The organism is Synechococcus sp. PROS-7-1 (assembly GCF_014279795.1).
In the GTDB taxonomy this organism is placed as follows: domain Bacteria; phylum Cyanobacteriota; class Cyanobacteriia; order PCC-6307; family Cyanobiaceae; genus Synechococcus_C.
The window spans coordinates 1,869,986-1,885,520 of record NZ_CP047945.1; the positions used below are offsets into that span (position 1 = coordinate 1,869,986).

Annotated in this window: 20 protein-coding genes and 1 tRNA gene; 18 read left to right on the top strand and 3 right to left on the bottom strand. The window is 61.8% G+C overall.

From position 1 onward, the window contains the following. Positions 1 to 49 precede the first annotated feature (49 nt). The 14 genes from sppA to SynPROS71_RS10255 all read left to right on the top strand — a co-directional run bounded on the left by sppA (position 50) and on the right by SynPROS71_RS10255 (position 11,585). The gene (sppA, locus tag SynPROS71_RS10190; protein WP_186594891.1) at positions 50 to 862 is read left to right on the top strand and encodes a signal peptide peptidase SppA; all 813 of its coding nucleotides are present in this window, start codon (positions 50 to 52) and stop codon (positions 860 to 862) included. After that, the gene (gene aroH, locus SynPROS71_RS10195; RefSeq protein ID WP_186594893.1) at positions 859 to 1,239 is read left to right on the top strand and encodes a chorismate mutase; all 381 of its coding nucleotides are present in this window, start codon (positions 859 to 861) and stop codon (positions 1,237 to 1,239) included. The genes sppA and aroH overlap by 4 nt, the downstream gene beginning before the upstream one ends. A gap of 98 nt (positions 1,240 to 1,337) precedes the next feature. Next, a complete protein-coding gene (locus tag SynPROS71_RS10200) occupies positions 1,338 to 1,928 on the top strand; it encodes a DUF2808 domain-containing protein (protein WP_186594895.1) in 591 nt (196 codons plus the stop codon). Between the two features lie 54 nt (positions 1,929 to 1,982). Beyond that, a complete protein-coding gene (gene rpmH / locus SynPROS71_RS10205) occupies positions 1,983 to 2,120 on the top strand; it encodes a 50S ribosomal protein L34 (RefSeq protein ID WP_011128745.1) in 138 nt (45 codons plus the stop codon). A 23-nt stretch (positions 2,121 to 2,143) separates the two neighbouring features. Then, positions 2,144 to 2,539 (top strand): ribonuclease P protein component, encoded by a 396-nt coding sequence (locus SynPROS71_RS10210; protein WP_186594896.1) that lies wholly within the window; start codon positions 2,144 to 2,146, stop codon positions 2,537 to 2,539. Further along, a complete protein-coding gene (locus SynPROS71_RS10215; protein ID WP_186594897.1) occupies positions 2,536 to 2,967 on the top strand; it encodes a PH domain-containing protein in 432 nt (143 codons plus the stop codon). Before SynPROS71_RS10210 ends, SynPROS71_RS10215 begins: the two co-directional genes overlap by 4 nt. 75 nt (positions 2,968 to 3,042) lie before the next feature. Beyond that, positions 3,043 to 4,194 carry a membrane protein insertase YidC gene (gene yidC, locus SynPROS71_RS10220; RefSeq protein WP_186594898.1) on the top strand — a complete coding sequence of 384 codons (1,152 nt, stop codon included), beginning with the start codon at positions 3,043 to 3,045 and terminating at the stop codon, positions 4,192 to 4,194. Beyond that, complete coding sequence (locus tag SynPROS71_RS10225) at positions 4,191 to 4,745, top strand: DUF177 domain-containing protein (protein ID WP_186594899.1); 555 nt, start codon at positions 4,191 to 4,193, stop codon at positions 4,743 to 4,745. The genes yidC and SynPROS71_RS10225 overlap by 4 nt, the downstream gene beginning before the upstream one ends. Next, a complete protein-coding gene (locus SynPROS71_RS10230) occupies positions 4,738 to 6,237 on the top strand; it encodes an AAA family ATPase (protein WP_186594900.1) in 1,500 nt (499 codons plus the stop codon). The genes SynPROS71_RS10225 and SynPROS71_RS10230 overlap by 8 nt, the downstream gene beginning before the upstream one ends. A gap of 72 nt (positions 6,238 to 6,309) precedes the next feature. Beyond that, a complete protein-coding gene (locus tag SynPROS71_RS10235; RefSeq protein WP_011933801.1) occupies positions 6,310 to 6,471 on the top strand; it encodes a hypothetical protein in 162 nt (53 codons plus the stop codon). A gap of 59 nt (positions 6,472 to 6,530) precedes the next feature. After that, positions 6,531 to 7,808 carry a serine--tRNA ligase gene (gene serS, locus SynPROS71_RS10240; RefSeq protein ID WP_186594901.1) on the top strand — a complete coding sequence of 426 codons (1,278 nt, stop codon included), beginning with the start codon at positions 6,531 to 6,533 and terminating at the stop codon, positions 7,806 to 7,808. Positions 7,809 to 7,827: 19 nt separating this feature from the next. Beyond that, positions 7,828 to 8,913, top strand: coding sequence for an RIP metalloprotease RseP (gene rseP / locus SynPROS71_RS10245; protein WP_186594902.1), 1,086 nt, complete (start codon positions 7,828 to 7,830; stop codon positions 8,911 to 8,913). A 43-nt stretch (positions 8,914 to 8,956) separates the two neighbouring features. After that, a complete protein-coding gene (gene rpsN / locus SynPROS71_RS10250; RefSeq protein ID WP_186594904.1) occupies positions 8,957 to 9,259 on the top strand; it encodes a 30S ribosomal protein S14 in 303 nt (100 codons plus the stop codon). A gap of 160 nt (positions 9,260 to 9,419) precedes the next feature. After that, positions 9,420 to 11,585, top strand: coding sequence for a polyribonucleotide nucleotidyltransferase (locus tag SynPROS71_RS10255; protein ID WP_186594906.1), 2,166 nt, complete (start codon positions 9,420 to 9,422; stop codon positions 11,583 to 11,585). A 12-nt stretch (positions 11,586 to 11,597) separates the two neighbouring features. Here the strand turns inward: SynPROS71_RS10255 and SynPROS71_RS10260 are convergent, their stop codons facing one another. Next, a complete protein-coding gene (locus tag SynPROS71_RS10260) occupies positions 11,598 to 12,509 on the bottom strand; it encodes a 3'(2'),5'-bisphosphate nucleotidase CysQ (protein ID WP_186594908.1) in 912 nt (303 codons plus the stop codon). A 23-nt stretch (positions 12,510 to 12,532) separates the two neighbouring features. Here SynPROS71_RS10260 and rsmI point away from each other — a divergent pair, with 23 nt between their 5' ends. Continuing rightward, a complete protein-coding gene (gene rsmI / locus SynPROS71_RS10265) occupies positions 12,533 to 13,399 on the top strand; it encodes a 16S rRNA (cytidine(1402)-2'-O)-methyltransferase (RefSeq protein ID WP_186598041.1) in 867 nt (288 codons plus the stop codon). Positions 13,400 to 13,421: 22 nt separating this feature from the next. Further along, positions 13,422 to 13,649, top strand: coding sequence for a hypothetical protein (locus tag SynPROS71_RS10270; protein ID WP_186598042.1), 228 nt, complete (start codon positions 13,422 to 13,424; stop codon positions 13,647 to 13,649). A gap of 1 nt (position 13,650) precedes the next feature. On the opposite strand, the gene SynPROS71_RS10275 is transcribed toward SynPROS71_RS10270, so the two are convergent. Continuing rightward, the gene (locus SynPROS71_RS10275) at positions 13,651 to 14,391 is read right to left on the bottom strand and encodes a helix-turn-helix domain-containing protein (RefSeq protein ID WP_186594909.1); all 741 of its coding nucleotides are present in this window, start codon (positions 14,389 to 14,391) and stop codon (positions 13,651 to 13,653) included. A 68-nt stretch (positions 14,392 to 14,459) separates the two neighbouring features. Here SynPROS71_RS10275 and SynPROS71_RS10280 point away from each other — a divergent pair. Further along, positions 14,460 to 14,533: transfer RNA gene (locus SynPROS71_RS10280), tRNA-Arg, on the top strand. A 96-nt stretch (positions 14,534 to 14,629) separates the two neighbouring features. Continuing rightward, positions 14,630 to 14,830 (top strand): hypothetical protein, encoded by a 201-nt coding sequence (locus SynPROS71_RS10285; RefSeq protein ID WP_186594910.1) that lies wholly within the window; start codon positions 14,630 to 14,632, stop codon positions 14,828 to 14,830. Between the two features lie 212 nt (positions 14,831 to 15,042). Here the strand turns inward: SynPROS71_RS10285 and SynPROS71_RS10290 are convergent, their stop codons facing one another. Then, positions 15,043 to 15,342, bottom strand: coding sequence for a Nif11-like leader peptide family RiPP precursor (locus SynPROS71_RS10290; protein ID WP_186594911.1), 300 nt, complete (start codon positions 15,340 to 15,342; stop codon positions 15,043 to 15,045). Positions 15,343 to 15,535: the final 193 nt, after the last annotated feature.

Here is a 15,535-nt window from a genome sequence, read left to right on the forward strand (position 1 = left end):
TCGGGCCGACAGGGTCCTTTTTAAGATCCGGCCAGTTGAACGGAGAGTCATGGTGTGGCCGTGGCGCCGGAAATCCAAACGTCGCATGGCGAGAATCGCCATCGAGGGAGCCATCAGCGGGTCCACTCGCCGGCGGGTTCTCAAGGCTCTCCGCGAGGTGCAGGAGCGGGAGTTTCCAGCCTTGCTGCTTCGCATCGACAGCCCAGGAGGCACGGTTGGCGACAGCCAAGAAATCCATGCCGCCCTGCTGAGACTGCGCGAGAAAGGCTGCCGGGTGGTCGCCAGTTTCGGCAACATCTCTGCCTCTGGCGGGGTGTATGTGGGCGTCGCAGCCGAAACGATCGTTGCCAATCCCGGCACCATCACCGGATCGATCGGCGTGATCCTGCGCGGCAACAATCTCTCGGAGCTCCTCGACAAGATCGGGATCCGCTTCGAAACCGTGAAAAGCGGGGCCTACAAGGACATCCTTTCGCCGGATCGTGCCCTCAGTCCTGAGGAGCGGCAGCTGCTGCAGGACCTGATCGACAGCAGTTACGACCAGTTCGTCGCGGCCGTCGCTGACGGACGCGGACTCGAGCCCGATGCCGTGCGGGCCTTTGCCGATGGTCGCGTGTTCAGCGGTGCCCAAGCCAAGGAGCTTGGCCTGGTGGATGAACTCGGCGATGAGGAACAGGCCAGGGTTCTGGCGGCCCGACTGGCCGATCTGGATGAGGAACGCTGCAAACCCGTGACCCTCGGGAAGCCGCGCAAAAGCCTGCTCCAGGGACTCCCGGGCTCCGCATTGCTCAGCGCCGTTCAACAACGGCTGCATGCGGAACTGGAGCTGAGTGGTCAACTCCTCTGGATGCACCGGCCATGACCCTTCCCCTGCAGCTGCGTGGCCTGCGTGGAGCCACGACCAGCTCTGACAACACAGCCGCCTCCATCAGCAACGCCGTGGCGGAGCTGGTGGATGCCCTGATGGAGCAAAACCAGCTGCAACCCGATCAACTCGTGTCGGTAACGTTTTCCGTGACAACCGACCTTGATGCCTGTTTCCCGGCCGCAACGGCCCGGCACCGTGCCGGTTGGGACGCCGTCGCCCTGCTGGATGTGCAGCAGATGGCTGTTCATGGTGATCTCGCTCGCTGCATTCGGCTTCTGGCCCATGCCTGGGTTCCAGCGGACCAGCCGCTGCATCACCCCTATCTCCGCGGCGCCTCGCGTCTGCGACCTGACAGATCCGGTCACAGCTGACAGCTGAAGGGCCGACCATGGGCGGGCCGATCTTCCCTCAATTCTCAGGACAATTCACACACGTCCCATGGCGACATCGCCGTAAGCAATCCGATTCCATGACTCGAAGCCTGTTCCAATTCACGTCCCGCCGTGCCGGTTTCGCCGCTGCACTCCTTGCCGGCTCCATCGGCACTGCAGCCCTTCTGCCCACCACTGCGCCCCAAGCCGTGCAGGCCCAGAACACCCCGTCGCTGCTGGAATTCCGCTGGGATGGCTCGAAGGATTACAAGAAGCTCTACTACGTGCAGAGCAGCACGCAGCAACTCGAGCGGGCCGAGTACTTCTTCATGCTGAGACCGAAGGATCGCAAGACCGCCATTCTCAAGCTGAGCATCACGGTTCCGAGCTACTTCAATGCCCGGATCCAGCCGAAGAATCTGTCGCTTTGCAAGATGAAGCTTGGTGGGGTCCTCTCCCGCAGCCGTTGCAAAGAGGTTCTGCCCGCTGTGTTCGAGGTGAACGAGAAGCAAACCGCGATTGAGGTGTTCCCCGATTCCCCGATCCCCACAGGCGGCACCTACGCCGTGGTGATGAATATCTTCAATCCCAACTCCCAGGGCATGTATCAGTTCAATGCGCTGGCCCAGGCCCCTGGCGACGTTCCCGTGGCCGGGTATCTCGGAAGCTGGTTGATCGATATCGATTGAACCCTCCCTGATAAACTCTCCTCTTGAGAAAAAGCCGGACGCCGGAACAGATTCATGACCAAGCGAACCCTCGGTGGTACCAGCCGTAAGCGCAAGCGCGTCTCCGGATTCCGCGTGCGCATGCGTTCGCACACCGGCCGCCGCGTGATCCGCACCCGCCGCAAGCGGGGCCGCTCCCGTCTGGCCGTCTGATCCGGTAAAGCACATTTTCAGCGATGGTTCTGCCCGCTTCCATGCGTTTGCGTGGCCATCGCTGTTTCGATCACTTGCATAGACGTGGCAAGCGCTACCACGGCACCTTGATGGTGCTGCGTAAGGCATCATCCAATCCCAAGTTGCTGCGTCGCGATGCCACTGGTGTCTCGATGCATGCTCAGCACCAGAGCTGCAGGATTGCAGTGGTGATCAGCGGCAAGGTGCACAAGCGTGCGGTGGTGCGCAATCGCCTCAGGCGGTTGCTGCATGACCATCTTCGAGCGCGCTTCGAAGCGCGCTCCGAGCACAGCGACTGCTGGCTGCTGATCAGTCTTCGGCCCGGTGCTGACGCAGAAGAGGCCAACTTGCTGGAAGAATGCGACAGATTGCTTGAAGAGGCGGGTCTCCAGCCATGACGAAGTCCATTCAGGAAGACACCTTCTACGAAGGAGGTCCGGCCAAGGGGGACCTGATCGTCAACCTTCTCCTTGGTTTCACGCTCATCGGACTTCCCTTCACCATCGGCGCTGTGGTGCGAGCCCTCTGGCTGCGCTTCAACATCACCAGCCGCAGAGTTTCCGTCAGCGGAGGCTGGATGGGGCGTGACCGCAGTCAGGTGGTCTACAGCCAGATCCGCGAGGTGCGTTGCGTGCCCAGAGGGTTCGGCGCCTGGGGAGACATGGTGCTGGTGCTCGCTGACGGATCCAGACTCGAAATGCGCTCGCTGCCTCGCTTCCGAGAGGTTGAGACCTACATCCTGGAGCGCATCCAATCGCGTCCCACGAACGAGCGACCCAGCCAGGCTGGTGTTGACGAGTCCACCAGCAAGGGTTTCGCTGCCTGAAGCCCGGCAGCACCGCAAAAGCGGCGACGCTGTTGCACACTGGCATCACCTTTCACCACACCGCGGAACGCCATCGTGATCGGGTACATCTCCGACAATCTGCTCCTCCCGATCCTGGATTTCTTCTACGGATTGGTACCGAGCTACGGACTGGCCATCGTGGCGCTCACGGTCGTCATTCGCCTGGCGCTGTTCCCGCTCAGCGCAGGATCCATTCGCAGCGCCAGGCGCATGCGCATCGCCCAGCCGGTGATGCAGAAGCGCCAGGCAGAAATCAAGGCTCGGTTTGCCAGCAACCCACAAAAGCAGCAGGAAGAGCTGGGAAAACTGATGAAGGAGTTCGGCAGCCCCTTAGCCGGTTGTCTTCCTCTGCTCGTGCAGATGCCGATCCTCTTCGCCCTGTTCGCCACCCTGCGGGGATCACCGTTCGCTGACGTCCCCTACACCCTCAACCTCAAGGTGTTGCCTGCCGACCAGATCGCCGCGGTCGACCCCAAACCCTTCACCAGCGCCAGCCACTCAATCTTCGTGACTGAAACCGATCACGTTCCTGTGATCGCAAGCCTTCCCGGCGGCACCAAGATCGGAGCCGGAGAGAACGTTCAGATCCAGCTCCAAACCAAGAGCGGAGAGCCGTTCAGCAAAGTTCTCAGCGACGTGGAGAACGGTCAGTCTTTCCTTCCCAGCTGGTCCGTGACCAAAGGGGAGTCGGTGGTGTCCGTCTCTGAGGACGGCACCATCAAGGCCTTGGCCCCAGGAGATGCCACGGTTGAGGGCAAGATCCCTGGCCTCGCAGCGCGAAGCGGCTTCCTGTTCATCAAAGCCCTTGGCCAGGTGGGCTTCTACACCGAGGGAGCCATCAATTGGGATATCGCCATCCTCGTGGGGGCCTTCGGCTTGAGCCTCTTCATCTCCCAGCTCCTGTCGGGCATGGGCATGCCAGCCAACCCCCAGCAAGCCACGGCCAACAAGATCACGCCCGTGATGATCACTGGCATGTTTCTCTTCTTCCCACTGCCGGCCGGCGTGTTGCTCTACATGGTGATCGCCAATATCTTCCAGGCCCTTCAGACCTTCCTTCTCACCCGCGAAGCACTGCCCGACAATCTGCAAGCGATCCTGGATGACCAGATGAAGCAGCAGGGCCAGACGCCTGCAACTGCCACAGCCGGCGGCGGATCCCAGGCAGGCCGTCTGCCCTTTGAACCCAAGGGCGGAAGCAAATGATTCCCGGCTTGGAGCCGGTGGCCTTGAAAGACCTCCTTGCCCTGGGTCAGCCCAAGGTTTGGGAGGTGAATGGGAACCACGACGAGCTTGCAAGCCTCACACCGATCAGAGGTCGCGTCTGCGCGGAACACCGCGGCAACATCCTTGAGGTTGAGGGATCCCTGCAGACCATCATCTGCCTTCGCTGTGACCGCTGCCTTGGACACTTCAACCAGCAACTCACCGTTGACAACAGCGAACTGATCTGGCTTGGCTCAGATCCCTCAGAGGAAACCTTCGGCAATGGGATCTTCGACGCTGAGGCCCCTGAGGGATTGATGGAATGCTTGGACCCACGGGGCTCGTTCGAGCCTGAGCGCTGGGTATTTGAGCAACTGAGTCTGCAGATGTCGGTGGTCAACCGCTGCGGCGATCACTGCCCAGGTCCTCCCGTGCAGACCAGCGCAGCAGCAGCCCCCACAACGCCAACGGCGCTGAAGGATCCCCGTTGGCAAGCGCTGCGAGACCTTCAAGCATCGATGGAGCCATCACCGGACCAACGGCATGACTGAATCCTGGAGCCGTCAGCTGGATCTCCTAATCCGATCGGGAACCCCTCTGATCTGGATCCGAAGCCATGAAGAGGAGAGGGTTGAGGCCCTCCTGGCCCAGGCCAGCCAACGTCTCGGCGATCGTTTGCTGGCGCAATGGGATTTTGTCGGTGGACTCAGCGGTGTTCTGAGCCAGGACAACCTGGGAGCACGGCAGCCGATGGCTGTTCTGCAGTGGCTGAAGGAACGCTCAAACAACGATCCCACCCTGCTGCTGCTCAAGGATGTGCACCGATTCTGCGATGACCCCGGCATCGCGCGCATGCTGCGCAACCTGGCCAGCGAGTTGCGATCCACCCCGCACACCCTGATCCTGAGCTGCGGCCAGTGGACACCGCCCAACGACCTCGACGAGGCACTCACCCTGCTGGATCTGCCGCTGCCTCGGGAAGAGGAACTGCGGATCCTGTTGAGCAATATCGCCAGAGCCAGTGGGTCCGTCCTCGAAGAGGAGGTGCTGGAAGAGCTCACCCACGCCTGCTGCGGCCTCAGTGAATCCAGGGTGAGGCATGTGGCTGCCAAAGCCTTGGCCCAGCGCGGACGCCTCAGCCTTGATGATCTGGCCGATGTGCTCGAGGAAAAACGCCTGTCCCTGGCACGAAGCGAAGTGCTGGAGTTCTGCCGCACGGATGCCACACCCGCGGATATCGGTGGACTGGAGACCCTGAAGCACTGGCTCGATCAGCGTCATCGCGCCTTCAGCGACGAGGCACGCCGTTTCGGACTCCCCCTGCCGCGGGGTGTGCTGCTGGTCGGTCCGCAGGGAACAGGGAAATCACTGACTGCACGAGCCATTGCCCACAGCTGGTCCATGCCTCTGCTGCGCTTGGATGTGGGCCGCCTGTTCTCAGGGCTGGTTGGGGCCAGCGAGGCACGCACACGCGACATGATCCTGCGCGCCGAAGCGATGGCGCCCTGTGTGCTGTGGATTGATGAAATCGACAAGGGCTTCGGCCAGGACGGCCGCAGCGACGGTGGCACCAGTCAGAGAGTTCTGGCCACGGTTCTCACCTGGATGGCGGAGAAACGCTCCGCCGTGTTCGTGGTGGCCACGGCCAACGGCGTGGAGCGACTGCCACCCGAATTGCTGCGCAAGGGGCGCTTTGACGAGATCTTCCTTCTGGACCTTCCATCCAGAGAGGAGCGATGCGGCATTTTGGCTCTCCATCTCCAGCGCAGACGCCCGCATCTCGATCTGCCCCTGTCCACCGTGGTGGACCGAACAGAGAGCTATTCCGGCGCCGAACTCGAGCAAGTGGTGATCGAAGCGATGCACCTCGCTTTTGCGGAACGCCGCGAACTGAATGAAAGCGACCTGATCAAGGCTGCATCCCAGTTGGTCCCCCTGGCGCGCACCGCTCGGGAACAGCTGGAGGCCCTCAAGCAATGGGCCAGTGCAGGCCGGGCCAGGCCCGCTTCATTGCGGCGCGTAACGAACCCTGACGCGCCGTAACGAATCCGACGGTGTCGCCAGGACGACATGGAACAAGCTCCGTAGGTTGCCAGGACTACAGACAGTTAGGCCGTGAACCGCACCACTGACCTCACCACCCAGCTTGCAGCAGCCTGTCTCGGCGCTGGAGTGATCACCACCGTTGCTGTGGTGCAAGGCCAGAATCCGATCACAGCCCTCGGCATCACCCTGTTCTCTGCGGTGGCGGCGGTGATGGTCGGCCAGGTTCTCTGAATCGGCAGAAGCCCTGGGAGGCGGACGCTTAGGCTGCCCGCGCCGCCATTGAAATCCCTGTGCTCGATCAGCGTCTGGTGCGAGAGAACCCTGAGCTGATGGCCAGGGAGCTTGCTCGCCGCGGCTTGACGGTTGATCTGAGCGGCCTTCAGGCCCTCGCCCAACAGCAGCGAGACCGCGAAGAGCAGCGCAGCAGCCTGCAGGCCGAAGGCAACCGCGTGGGCAAAGAGGTTGGCCTCAAGATCAAGGCAGGGGCTGATCCGAAGGGTGATGAAGTCGCTGAACTGCGTCAACAGGGCAATGCGATCAAACAAAAAGTGGCGGTGCTGGAGGACGAGGAACGTCAACTCGCCGCCGAGCTGAAGACTCAGCTGCTCACGTTCCCCAATCTCCCCTCACCCGAGTGTCCAGACGGCCGGGATGAGAACGACAACATCGAGATCCGCACCTGGGGAGTCCCGCGCAAGCAGGAGGGGCTTGAAGAGCACTGGGCCATCGCCGATCGCTTGGGGCTTCTCGACAGTGAGCGCTCGGTGCGGATCGCCCAGAGCCGTTTTGTGACGTTGTTTGGTCAGGGTGCTCGCCTGGAGCGGGCCCTGATCAACTTCATGCTCGACCTCCACACCGGCAAGGGGTACCGCGAAGTATTGCCTCCGGTGCTCGTGAACAGCGCCAGCCTCACCGGCTCAGGGCAGCTCCCCAAATTCGCCGAGGAGAGCTTCCGTTGCGCGGACGATGACCTCTGGCTGACGCCCACGGCGGAGGTGCCGCTGACCTCGCTTCATCGCGATGAAATCATTCCGCTGGATCAACTCCCTTTGCGCTACGTGGCCTACAGCCCCTGCTTCCGTCGGGAAGCGGGCAGCTACGGCCGTGACACCCGGGGCCTGATCCGCCTGCATCAGTTCAACAAAGTTGAGCTGTATTGGTTCGTGCATCCCGACCACGCCGACGAGGCGCATGCGGCGATCACCGCCGATGCGGAAGCTGTTCTCCAGGCGCTCGAGCTGCCCTACCGCGTGCTGGAACTGTGCACGGGTGATCTCGGGTTCTCCGCAGCGCGCACCTACGACCTGGAGGTGTGGCTCGCAGGGGCTGGGGCCTACCGGGAAATTTCCAGCTGCAGCGTCTGCGGCGATTTCCAGGCCCGACGCTCGTCCATCCGCACCAAAGACGGCAAGGCCACCCGCCTCGTGCACACCCTCAACGGCAGCGGCCTGGCCATCGGTCGCACCATGGCCGCCCTGCTGGAAAACGGACAGAAGGCCGATGGAAGCGTTCTCTTGCCGCAAGCGCTCGCGCCTTACTTCGGTTCGGATCGTCTCCAGCCAGAATGATCCGACTGCGTGAATCCTCATGAACGTTCTGGCCTCACTGCTCGCTCTGGGGCTGCTGATCGTGATTCATGAGGCAGGTCATTTCCTGGCCGCCCGTCTGCAAGGCATCCGCGTCAACGGCTTTTCCGTGGGCTTCGGTCCAGCGCTGCTGAAAACCGAGCGCAACGGCATCACCTATGCCTTGCGCCTGCTGCCACTCGGCGGCTTCGTGTCGTTTCCAGATGACGACGACAACGACCAATCCATTCCCTTGGACGATCCGGATTTGCTTCGCAACCGTCCAATTCCCCAACGCGTGCTGGTGATCAGTGCCGGGGTGTTGGCGAATTTGCTATTGGCCTGGCTGGTGCTGGTGGGCCATACGGCCGCTGCCGGTGTTCCCGGCGATCCCTCTCCCGGCGTGATGGTGATGACGGTGCAGGACGGCGCTCCTGCAGCCCAGGCCGGGCTCAGGCCAGGGGATCGCATTCTCTCTATCGATGCCCAATCCCTCGGAAGCGGAGATGCCGCTGTTCGGGCGGCCGTCGACCCGATCCGCCGCAGCCCAGGCCAAAGGTTGGAGCTTGAGGTTCAACGCGGTGAGGGCGTGAGAACACTGCGGCTCACCCCCGCTGATCAACAGGGCACCGGGCGGATCGGCGCCCAGTTGCAGGTGGCGATGAACGGTGGCAGTCGTCCGGTGCGGTCTCCCTTTGAAGCGATCAGTGCTGGCAGCGCACAATTTGCAGGTCTGTTCAGCCGCACGGTGTCGGGCTACGCCAGTCTTCTCACCGATTTCGGCACCACAGCTCAGCAGGTCTCCGGGCCTGTGAAGATCGTGGAGATGGGTGCTCAGCTCTCCAGCCAGGGAGGATCCGGCCTGGCCCTGTTCCTGGCCTTGATCTCGATCAATCTTGGCGTCCTCAATGCCCTGCCTCTGCCCCTGCTCGATGGCGGACAACTGGTCTTCCTCCTCTTGGAAGGTCTGCGGGGACGGCCGCTGCCCGAGCGCTTTCAACTCGCGGTGATGCAATCCAGTCTGCTGCTCGTGCTCGGTCTCAGCGTTCTGCTGATCGTGCGTGACACCAGCCAACTGGCGGTGGTGCGCCAGTTGATGGGTCAGTGAGGCAGTAAAGTTTCAGATTGAACTGCTCGTTTCCAACCGCTGCATGGCCAAGAAGTCGATGATCGCTCGCGATGCGAAGCGCAAGAAAATGGTTGAGCGCTTCGCCGCTAAGCGGTCAGCCCTGATGGCCGCCTTCAATGCAGCGGAGGATCCGATGAAGCGTCTGGAAATTCACCGCAAGATTCAGGCTCTGCCCCGCAACAGCGCACCCTCACGCATGAGGAATCGCTGCTGGGCCACCGGCAAGCCCCGTGGTGTGTATCGCGATTTCGGACTGTGCCGCAACCAACTGCGTGAACGCGCCCACAAAGGCGAGCTCCCTGGCGTGGTGAAGTCCAGCTGGTGATCACTGTTCGCCAGGAACACCAATACAAGTTCTGCGGAGGTGACCTTCACCTCCTTTTTTTTGCCTCGATTCAGAACAAAATTCATCAGCACTCGGGGGATTTGACGATCCGTTCCTGCTGAATGCCAGAATCAGACTTGACAGAAAGACATAAGCACAAGTGCAAGGTCAGACACAGTCAATCTCCTTCGACGGTCGGGAGATTCGGCTGACCACGGGGCGCTATGCCCCTCAGGCCGGCGGATCCGTGATGATCGAGTGTGGAGACACCTCGGTGTTGGTCACCGCCACCCGATCCTCAGGCCGTGAAGGCATCGACTTCCTGCCTCTCATCTGCGACTACGAAGAAAGGCTTTACGCCGCAGGACGCATCCCAGGCAGCTTCATGCGTCGGGAGGGTCGCCCCCCCGAGCGAGCCACCCTGATCAGCAGGCTGATCGACCGACCGATGCGGCCGCTCTTCCCCAGCTGGCTCCGCGACGACCTGCAGATCGTCGCAACCTGCATGTCTCTTGATGAGCGCGTACCGGCTGATGTGCTGTCGGTCACCGGCGCGTCCATGGCCACCCTGCTGGCCGGCATCCCGTTCTATGGACCGATGGCGGCCGTGCGCGTCGGCCTGCTCGGCGACGACTTTGTGCTCAATCCCAGCTACCGCGAAATCGAGCGGGGGGATCTGGATCTGGTGGTGGCAGGAACCCCAGAAGGGATCGTGATGGTGGAAGCCGGAGCGAATCAGCTTCCCGAACAGGACGTGATCGAAGCGATCGACTTCGGCTACGAAGCCGTCTGCGAATTGATCAAAGCCCAGGAGTCGATCCTCAAGGACGCAGGGATCGAGCAGGTGAAGCCGGAACAACCCGAACAAGACTCCACCCTGCCGCTGTACCTGGAGAAGACCTGCACCAAGGCGATCGGCGAAGTTCTCAGCCAGTTCGAGCAGAGCAAAGCGGATCGTGACAGCAAGCTAGACGCCATCCGCAGCAGCACTGCAGAAACGATCGAGGGGCTGAAAGACAGCGATCCGGTGCGCAAGCTGGTGTCAACCAACAGCAAAGCGCTCCCCACCAGTTTCAAGGCGCTCACCAAGAAGCTGATGCGCCAGCAGATCGTGAAGGACGGCAAGCGGGTGGACGGCCGCACCCTGGACCAGGTTCGCCCGATCAGTGCTGCCGCTGGGGTGCTTCCCAAACGCGTGCATGGATCAGGCCTGTTCCAGCGCGGCCTGACCCAGGTGCTCTCCACCGCCACCCTGGGCACCCCCAGTGATGCCCAGGAGATGGATGACCTGAATCCCAGCACCGAAAAAACGTATCTGCATCACTACAACTTCCCCCCCTACTCCGTGGGTGAAACCAAGCCGATGCGTTCGCCTGGCCGCAGAGAAATCGGCCATGGTGCGCTCGCTGAGCGCGCCATCCTGCCCGTGCTGCCGGCCAAGGACACCTTCCCCTACGTCGTGCGCGTGGTGAGCGAGGTGTTGAGTTCCAACGGCTCCACATCCATGGGCTCTGTTTGCGGCAGCACCCTGGCCCTGATGGATGCCGGTGTTCCCCTCAAAGCACCCGTGAGTGGTGCCGCCATGGGGCTGATCAAGGAAGGTGATGAGGTGCGGATTCTCACCGACATCCAAGGCATCGAGGATTTCCTCGGCGACATGGACTTCAAGGTGGCCGGAACTGACAAGGGCATCACCGCCCTGCAGATGGACATGAAGATCACCGGGCTGGCGATGGGCACCATTGCCGAGGCCATCAACCAAGCCAGACCGGCACGCCTGCACATCCTCGAGAAGATGATGGAGGCGATCGACACACCGCGTGACGGACTGTCTCCCCATGCGCCACGTCTGCTGAGCTTCCGGATCGACCCGGAACTGATCGGCACCGTGATCGGTCCTGGTGGACGCACCATCAAGGGCATCACCGAACGCACCAACACCAAGATCGACATCGAAGACAGCGGCATCGTGACCATCGCCTCCCACGACGGAGCAGCGGCCGATGAAGCGCAGAAGATCATCGAAGGGCTCACCCGCAAGGTGAACGAAGGCGAGGTCTTCAGTGGTGCGATCACGCGGATTATTCCGATTGGCGCCTTTGTGGAGATCCTTCCCGGCAAGGAGGGCATGATCCACATCTCCCAGCTGTCCGAAGCGCGCGTGGAGAAAGTGGAGGATGTGGTGAAAGTGGGCGACGAAGTCACCGTGCGCGTGCGCGAGATCGACAACCGTGGCCGCATCAACCTCACCCTGCGCGGTGTGCCTCAGAACGGTGAGGACGCCGAACCCGCACCGGCCCCCACACCGGTCGCCCCCCTCAACTGAGGACCTCCCGGGTCAAACCGGGAAGCCAGGGTCAATCTCTGCCATCGCCCGTGCCGCCTGATCTTCCAGGGCGGCATGGGCTTTTCCATGGCTGGCGATCAGGCATCCAGCCTGGCGGACGTCGCCGGTGTTGTAGGTGAGAAGACGGCCATCAGCATGGGTGAAGGCCCCTCCCGCGGCGAGTAACACCGCTTCTGGGGCCGCCATATCCCAGTCCTTCGGAGCACTCTTCCCAGACAGGGAGATGTACACATCGGCCTCTCCGCGCAGGATCGTGGCCACTTTGCAGCCAACGCTGCCCACCGCCTTGGAGCTGCCCAGGGGCAAGGCATCGATCAGGCGCTCCAGGCGATCATCGCGGTGGCTGCGGCTGGCGACGAGCACTAGATCGTGGCTGCGGTCACTGAAGCGCACGGGGCTGCGCTCGGCAGCACGGTTCTCGCACCAGCTGCCCTCGCCCACCACGCCGAACCAGAGCTCATCGGCCTCTGGAAGCAGCACCACCCCCAGCACGGGACGCTCCCCCTGCACAAGAGCCAGATGTACGGCGTATTCCCCCGTGCCCTGGAGAAAATCTTTAGTGCCATCAAGGGGGTCGAGAATCCAGAGCCACTCAGCGGCGAGGGGCTGGCCCGCCGTGAGCTGCTCCTTGGCGGTCTCCTCGCTCAGCAAGGTCCACCCGGCATCCGGGAAGGCCGAGCGCAAGCCATCGAGAAGCCATTGATTCACAGCCAGATCCGCCGCCGAAACAGGGCCTTCTCCGCCATCTTCAACGCTGAGAGCGCGGGAAAAACCGTGAGGGGGCTGCTCGCCGCGGGCGTAGGCGCGGAGAATATCGGCCGCACCCCAACAGAGCGGTCGCAGGGCCTCAAGCAGTTGGTGTTGATCGATGCCGGCAGGAAGGGTTGGAGCAATCGGCATCATGGAGAGATCTTGGCGGAGCCATTGTGAAGCAGCGGGCCGAGCCTGATGCCGGAGTGCTTTATGTGGTCGGCACCCCGATCGGGCACCTCGGTGACCTCTCCCCACGGGCCCGGGCTCTGCTGATCGCAGTGGACACCATCGCCTGTGAAGACACTCGCCACAGCGGCCAGCTCCTCAGCGCCCTGGGATCCCAGGCGAGGCGCTGCAGTTTCCACCAGCACAACACCCACACCCGCATCCCCCAGCTCCTGGAGGAACTGGGGGATGGCCGCAGCGTTGCTGTGATCAGTGATGCCGGCCTGCCAGGTATCAGCGACCCTGGAGAGGAGCTGGTGCGGGCAGCGCGAGAGGCCAACCATGCGGTGATCTGCATCCCAGGCCCCTGCGCCGCCACTACAGCGTTGGTGAGCAGCGGCCTTCCCAGCGGTCGTTTTTGCTTCGAGGGATTCCTGCCCTCCAAGGGCCGGGAGCGCAAGGAACGCCTCGTGGAACTTGCCGCTGAGCAGCGCACAACGGTGCTGTACGAAGCCCCCCATCGCCTGCTCAAACTGCTGGAAGAGCTCGCGGAACACTGCGGTGGCGACCGGCCGCTGCACGTGGGCCGGGAGCTCACCAAGCGCCATGAGGAGCAGGTGGGTCCCAGCGTGAAGGCCGCCTTGGAGCATTTCGCCCAGCACGCTCCCCAGGGGGAATTCACCCTGGTGCTCGGGGGCGCCGAGCCCGCTGAAGCCACCCTCTTCAGCAACGAACGCTGTCTGGAAGAGCTGCGCAATCTGATCAACCAGGGACTGAAAGCCAGCGAAGCGGCAAGGGAGCTGGCCCCGGCCAGCGGACGCAGCCGCAGAGAGCTGTATGCACTACTGCATGAAGCGGAAAAGCAGGCAGACTGATCAGGCCTCGATGATTGGCGCCATGCTGCTGCGCCTGCGTCTGCTGATGATCACCGTGGGCGGGGGTGTGGCCCTGCTGGTGGTGCTTTGCCTCGGTGCTCAGAATCTGGGAGATCGTTACCGCCTGAATCTGGGTGTGGGCTCCACCGCACCGCTGCCGGCGGGCTTTGTGGTGGGCGTCAGTGCTGTACTTGGCCTGCTCGGGGGCGGCAGCCTCACGGCCTTGCTGCTGCCAAACGCCAAACGTTGAATCAGGCGTCGAGCGCGTAGAGCGCACCCTCCACCAGCAGGCGAGTGATGCCTCGGGCGACGAGGTGGCGCGTGGTGATGGCAAACACCTGGGTATCAGGCACCTTGATCACACGCTGGCTGCGGCCGCACTGACGTTTGGCTGTGCGCGGGCTGGTGAACAGACAGAGGGCCTGCAGGGCCTGCTCTTCCGGATCAGCCACGCCGAGCTCCGGAAAGTCGCTGAGTGGCCGCGGATCCAGCTCAACGGTCTTGTCCACCAACATGTACACACTGTCGGGCAGCACTCCGATCTCAAACGGCAGGCAATGCACCTGCTGGGTGTTCACCTGGGGGAGGTCGACGGGCAGCACCGCCACTTCATGGAACTCATCCCCACCCGGGAAGCCTTCCCCAGACTCCTCATCCGCGAGGGCCTCCGGTTCATCGGCCCCAAAATCATCGGCATCATCGAGAGCCAGGCCCGAGGACGCCTCGTCATCCCCCGCGAGGCTCGCTGGATCCTCAACGGACACCTCAACGGCAGCCTTAGGCTGGGTCTGGCTCTGGGGCACTGACGCTCCGCGGGCACGGGAGGTCTTGAGGGCGCTGTACTCCTCCTCCGACAGCAAGGAGCGAACGGTGCGACTCACCGTGTTGGCACTGCATGCAAACGCATCCGCCAGCGCAGCACTGGACTCACCATTGCGGTAACGCTCCAGGAGCTCCTGCTTCTGACTGTCGGTAAGCCGGCTTGGGGCCATCGCCTGCACTGCACAGCCTCTAACAGTAGGCGGCGCCGTCGGGATCGACTGCAAGAATGGTGGGGCGGGCTCCCTTAGCTCAGCTGGATAGAGCAACTGCCTTCTAAGCAGTCGGTCGATGGTTCGAATCCATCAGGGGGCGTACACAAAGGCTCGTCAGGCAGAGGGCTCTTGGTTGTCCCGAGAGCCTTCATTTTGCGCTGTTGGTCTCCCGGCGGTTGTTGAGCCCATTGCGCTGATGCCAAAGCGCCGTCACCGGGGCAGACCCGAAGAAACTCAAGAGCAGCAGTGGAAGGATTACCGCCGCCGGTGTCGTGGACCGGAATGGTGGGAGAGATATACAGAGGAGGAGTTACGGCAGATGCAGGAGCGTGGCCGTCAGCTGCGAGAGGGTGGATATGGATCAGTGACGTGGAACGACCTGCTGGGTGAAAGGTGAGTTGGTCAAGCAATAAAAAACCCCGCTATTGCTGACGTACTACTGTTGCTTAATTGACGAAAATTGTGCTGGTATCGGAAGCCGTTTGTGACTGGTTGAGGGTGGATGTAGAAATAAAAAATCCCTGTGATTGCAGGGGCTTATAGAGAATTAGGATGTGTCACACCCAGCACAGCAAGACCACCTTGCTCAGAGAAACCCCTTCGTCCATATCACCTCTGACCAAAGCATATATCAAAAAGCACACTCTTCACATTACCCTTATACCACTCTTTCGTCAAAAAGCAGCCAGCCCCAGCCACGCCTTCCAGCTCTTCGTCCGTCAAGGCTTCGTCCGACAGTTCTGCCTGAGATTTCTTCAGCGCATCTATTTCATCTGCAGAAATCGCAAAGCCCGCTGCCTTGGCAATCGCTACTACGGCATCAGCATCTTTTGCTGCCTTTAGCTTTTCCTGAAGCCCTGCATCCGCCTTGACGGCTTCCAGGAAAGCTTTGAGTTGCTCTTCTGGCATCGTGTTTGTTTTTTGACAGTGACTTCATAGCAAAACCAACAGCATTTGTCTGCTCAAAAAACCCCGCCATTGCTGACGCACTACTGTTGCTTAATTGACGAAAATTGTGCCAGGTATCGGAAGCCATTTGGGACTGGTTGAGGGTGGATGTAGAAATAAAAAACCCCTGTGATTGCAGGGGCTCGCGTTATAG